This is a genomic window from Candidatus Dormiibacterota bacterium (genome assembly GCA_035532835.1).
In the GTDB taxonomy this organism is placed as follows: Bacteria; Vulcanimicrobiota; Vulcanimicrobiia; order Vulcanimicrobiales; family Vulcanimicrobiaceae; genus DAHUXY01.
This window is the reverse complement of sequence record DATKQG010000077.1, coordinates 1-3,919: the sequence shown is the minus strand read 5'-3', so window position 1 is coordinate 3,919 and position 3,919 is coordinate 1. Positions and strand designations below refer to the sequence as shown.

Genomic DNA, 3,919 nt, shown 5'->3' with positions numbered 1-3,919 from the left:
CCCAATCGCGTGCCCGGTTTCCGGCAAAGGCTCGACCGCGCGCTCGCACTCAAACTGGGCGTACCAGCGCCCGAGCTTGCAGACCAGCCACGCACGGCCAAACGGCGGCACGGCGCGCCCCTTACGCAGCTTCACGCTACCTACGCCCGGAATGCGGACGCGGTGCTGCGTCGCATCGAACTTCAGCGCGCGATCGCCATGCGGATAGGTGATCTGGCGCCAGCGGCGCGCAGCCTTGAAGCGTGGGAAGCCGGGCGTTTCGTCCCGCTTGCATCGCCGAAAGAACGCCTGCATCGCCAGATCCAACCGGCGTAGCACCGCATCTTCGATCTCGCGATAGACCCCGGCGAGATGCTCGGATTCCTTGCGTAGCGCGGTCACCTCGGCATACTGCATCCTCATCGAGACGCTCACACCACGCAGCCGATAGGCGTCTTTGCGCTGCTGGAGCGCAGCGTTGTAAAGATGGCGCGTGACGTGGAGCGCGTGGTGAAGCGCCGCGTCTTGAGATGCGGTCGGGTAGAGTCGCACGGTTTCAATGCGCTTCACCCTATGATTATCGCAGGTGGAGTGCCACCTGTATGGCCGAGTGGAGGCGCCGAGCGGATACAAGGCCGTTGTGCGTGGCTTGACGGCTGGACACCTTGCCACCAACGCGGCGAAATACCGTCGCCGCTGGCAACGGGGTCGTTCGCATCCTACTCATCTACCGCGGAGAGCACAACCACGTTGGCGTCGATTCGACGGCCGGCTCGCGTCAGCGTTTTACCGAAGACTGCCCCGTCTGCTGCAGTCCGATTCAGTTTGCCGTCCGGATACAACAAGGCGGCGATCCCGTGGGCTGAGCGCGACGATTAAATTCGGTCCGCCCGCTACTGAAGCTATTCTTGCGTGGTATGGATGAGCCGCGCCGGGTCGTAGTGTTGTGCGATCAAACGCGCAGAGATTTGCCTGAAAGCGGGTTCGGGCAGTTGCGTCGTGCGGGAAAGTATCCACAAAAAACGGCGGCATGGGTCGCCGACGACGGCGTACGAATAGTCCGGCGCTAAATCGATGATCCAGTAATCGCCACCCGGCAGGAACGGACTGAATTTCACCTTGAGCTTCGCGTTGGTCTGCGGATCGGCGACGCTCGCAACGGCCTGGGCCACGCGGACCCTTCCGTTCTCACCGGTGGTTTGGTTGACGACGCGGATGCGGCCGTCGGGGAGGGCCGTGTATTGTGCAGTCGTGTTCTTGTCGCTCGCGTGTTCAAACCACGCGGGATAATGCGCAATCTCGAACCAGCGCCCCTGATATCGCAATAGGTCGACGGATTCCACCGTCTCGAGCGGTGCGACCGTCGGCGTCCGGCGCAAGAAGACGGCGCCAAGCGCCGCAACGAGGCCAAGACCCGCGCCGACTGCAATCGCGGTAGTCGTTTTCATGGGATACGTATACCCTGGAAACGCTTATGCTAAATGTCAACTACCGTCGACCCACGATCCGACGAGGGCTCGGTACCATTGTGGGCATACTAGCGCTCCCTACCGGCGGCGCGAGAGTGTAAGTCACAAAATGACCGGAGACGGCTCCGTAATCACCAAAATGACCCGCTTTCGCGGTCATAATGGTGACAGAGCTGCCTACGGGCCTACGAGGGCTCTGTCACCATTATGAGGCTAATCACCATTATGGCCGGCACCGATGGCGTAAGCACCATTATGACTCAAATAGAGTGCAGTGACCGGAAGTTCAGGGTCGCCGCACGCGCCGGGGCACGATCGGCACGATCAGCGGTCAAAAACAAGTCGTGGATATGGGGTAGTTCAGTAACCATAAGATGAACGACAATACATAGAGCAATAGCGGTGCTGCGAATAGGGTAATCTTGCCTGACTTTCCCCACACAGTGGCAGGCTTCGCTGATACTACGAGCCATGTTGCAACGGTAAGCACAAGCCACATCGGCAACCAGAACAACCGATATATCCAGAGCAGCATAGGAACGTAGAGCAAGTTGAGGACGTTAAAGTGTGCCTCGCAGAGGCCGCTCGCCATTGCTGCCGACGTAGCCAAAACCATTGCAAGTGCAAATGCGCCGCTGTATGCGATGCGCCCCACGTTAAGGCTGGTCATAAGCAACATTTTGTTTTTCTCGGATAAACTAAGCAAAAATGACGTAATCAACCATTATGGCTTAGGTCTGCCCGTAGTCACCATTATGGCCCGATTGGGGCCATAATGGTGACAGAGCAGCCTACGAGCCTACGAGCATCCGCTTGTGGCGCCGCAGTTGTCGCATTTTTCGCAGCTGCCGTTGCGGACCATCGTGAGTTGGCCGCATTCGCCGCAGGCGTTGCCGGTGTAGCCTTTGGCTTTGGAAGCGCTGACCGCTTCGGTTTTCGACATCATCGCAGTTGCCGTTGATCCGCGCGTCATTGCCGGGGCAGGCGCCGCGGATGCTGAGACCGCGCTCGCCATGGGTTGCGACGGCGTCGGTTCGTTTTTGCCGGGGTGGAGATGCGTCGAGACCGGATGGAGCCGTTCCGCGATGCCGGCGGGGCGGACTTGCACGCCGCCGTCCTCCTCGGAGACGTACTCTTCGGCTCGCGCGTCGATGCCCATGGCGTCCATCTCCATCGACGGCTGCACGTGGGCGAGGTCGTAGCGTCCGAGATAGCTCACCGCGAGTTCGCGGAAGATGTAGTCCAGGATCGAGGTCGCCATCTTGATGTGGTCGTGGCCGACAACCGGGCCGTTGGGCTCGAAGCGCGTGAAGGTGAACGCTTCAACGAATTCCTCGAGCGGGACGCCGTGCTGCAAACCAAGCGAGATGGCGATCGCGAAATTGTTCATCAACGAGCGGAAGGCTGCGCCCTCTTTATGCATGTCGATAAAGATCTCGCCGATCTGGCCGCCTTCGTACTCACCGGTACGCAGATAGACCTTGTGGCCGCCGATGACCGCCTTCTGCGTGTAACCGCTCCGCCGTTCCGGCATGCGACGACGTTTGGCGATGTAGCGATAGACGATTTTCTCGGCAACTTGCATCGGCTGCGCGAACGGCTGTTGCGAAATAACCACATCCTCTTCGGGCGAGTCGCCGCCGAGGTCGTAGCTTGCGGCCAAAGGTTGCGAGAGCTTGGAACCGTCGCGGTAGAGCGCCACGGCCTTGAGCATCCGCTCCCACGAATATTGGTAGGCTTCCTTGACGTCGGCGATCGTCGCCGTCTGCGGAAGGTTGATCGTCTTCGAGATCGCGCCCGAAATGAACGGCTGCGCTGCGGCCATCATCTCGATGTGCGCGAGCGGCCGGATGTAGCGCGAGCCGTATTTGCCGCACGGCGTGGCGCAATCGAAGACGGCCAGATGCTCGTCCTTCAGATACGGCGCGCCTTCGACCGTCATGCGGCCGCAGATGTGCGCGGAGGCTTCTTCGATCTGCTGGTTTGTGAAGCCGAGGCCGTCGCGCAGTAGCGAGAAGGAGAAGTCGTTGAGATGTTCGCTCGAGATTCCGAGCTTCGTGGTGCAGAATTCCTCGCCCAACACGTAGTGATTGAATACGAACGGCAGCTCGAACGCGCCGAGGAGCGAGGATTCGATCTTGGCCAAGGCTTCGTCGTCGAAGCCCTTGGCTCGTAACGTCGCGCGGTTGATGTGCGGTGCGCTATCGAGCGTGCCGGTACCCTTCGCGTACGTCTCGATCGCCGCGATATGCTCTTCGCTATATCCCAGGCGACGGAGCGCCGCTTCGACCGACTGATTGACGATCTTGAAGTAGCCGCCGCCCGCGAGCTTCTTAAATTTCACGAGCGCGAAATCGGGCTCGATACCGGTGGTATCGCAATCCATCACGAGACCGATCGTGCCGGTCGGGGCCAAGACTGTGACCTGCGCGTTGCGGAAGCCGGCGACTTCGCCGATCGAGAGCGCGTCG

General features: G+C 60.3%; 4 protein-coding genes. 1 reads left to right on the top strand and 3 read right to left on the bottom strand.

The window, feature by feature from the left end:
* Positions 1-549 (bottom strand): transposase (locus VMW12_09545; GenBank protein ID HUZ49961.1); only part of this gene is annotated, 549 nt, incomplete at its 3' end.
* A gap of 95 nt (positions 550-644) precedes the next feature.
* Between VMW12_09545 and VMW12_09540 the strand changes: the two genes are divergently transcribed.
* Positions 645-845 carry a CPXCG motif-containing cysteine-rich protein gene (locus VMW12_09540; GenBank protein ID HUZ49960.1) on the top strand — a complete coding sequence of 67 codons (201 nt, stop codon included), beginning with the start codon at positions 645-647 and terminating at the stop codon, positions 843-845.
* Between the two features lie 36 nt (positions 846-881).
* Here the strand turns inward: VMW12_09540 and VMW12_09535 are convergent, their stop codons facing one another.
* Positions 882-1,427, bottom strand: coding sequence for a lipocalin family protein (locus tag VMW12_09535; GenBank protein ID HUZ49959.1), 546 nt, complete (start codon positions 1,425-1,427; stop codon positions 882-884).
* Between the two features lie 820 nt (positions 1,428-2,247).
* Positions 2,248-3,919, bottom strand: a 1,672-nt coding sequence (locus VMW12_09530; GenBank protein HUZ49958.1) for a vitamin B12-dependent ribonucleotide reductase, incomplete at its 5' end; no start/stop codon positions are given.

Bases quoted from the DNA above. Each gene is read 5' to 3' on its own strand.
- VMW12_09535 (HUZ49959.1), bottom strand. From the start codon at position 1,427: ATGAAAACGACTACCGCGATTGCAGTCGGCGCGGGTCTTGGCCTCGTT.